Here is an 891-nt window from a genome sequence, read left to right as displayed (position 1 = left end):
CTAGATTTATCTCAAATGGGCCGCAATTAGTAAGATTGTAACCATTCCCAGACCAATTAACTATATGCTCAAAGGTTTTCTCATGATATATTCTAATATTACCTTTGAATTGTCCATATTCATTGAAATAACCATGAAAATGATGATCTGCCTGCTCAAAGTCCTCACTTGTAAAAAAGTGCTCTTTATCAATTATATCAACATATGTATCGTCATGGCTACGATAATCCCTGAAAACGATATCCAATAAAGGTTCAGGATGGGAGATGGTCATGGTGTTATGAAAACCCATTAACATCTTTTCAATTTTTGTAGCTTCTTTACTGCTATCATCTCCATCGATATCAGAATTTAAAATATCATCAACAGGAGATACAAAAAATATTGTTCCACTAGAACTGTCATTCTCTAATGATTTGAAACGGATAAGTCTTTTACTGAATAGCTTAGGGGAAATATTAAATGAAGAAATTGTATCAATAATTTCAGCATATTTGTTTTTACTAATTAACTCTTTTTGTAGCAAATCATCCAGTGAATGGATTAACTCATCTTTCATTGAGTCTATTTGAGAAAAGTCAGGCATTTCTTTAAACGTTTTAACCGGGACAGTCAGGTCATCAAGATTCAAACCTGGTAGTTCAAATATTTGCCAATTAATAAATGCTGCAGTTAATTCCTTATTTTGTCTTGTCTTTGTTATAACTAAAACTTGCTTTCCAATCGAGGCTATCGCTAAACGGCCAATGCCTTTTTCGCCCATCTGATTTCTGTGTTTTTTGCCCTTATCTACAGGTGGAAGTGAAGTATTTGAATTCTTAAGTTTTGACTCTGTTCCGAGTGTGAGCCATCTATTTTCAAAATCTAATTTAGACATGCCCAAACCATCAT

1 pseudogene is annotated in these 891 nt (G+C 33.3%); it reads right to left on the bottom strand.

The annotated features are described in order from the left end of the window. Positions 1-877 (bottom strand): annotated as a pseudogene (locus CWM53_RS20260) (ATP-binding protein); the annotation flags it as partial. Positions 878-891 lie beyond the last annotated feature (14 nt).

The organism is Klebsiella sp. A-Nf5 (genome assembly GCF_002810545.1).
In the GTDB taxonomy this organism is placed as follows: Bacteria; Pseudomonadota; Gammaproteobacteria; order Enterobacterales; family Enterobacteriaceae; genus Klebsiella; species Klebsiella variicola.
The sequence above is the reverse complement of the archived record's forward strand: the minus strand, read 5'-3'. Positions and strand labels throughout refer to the sequence as shown.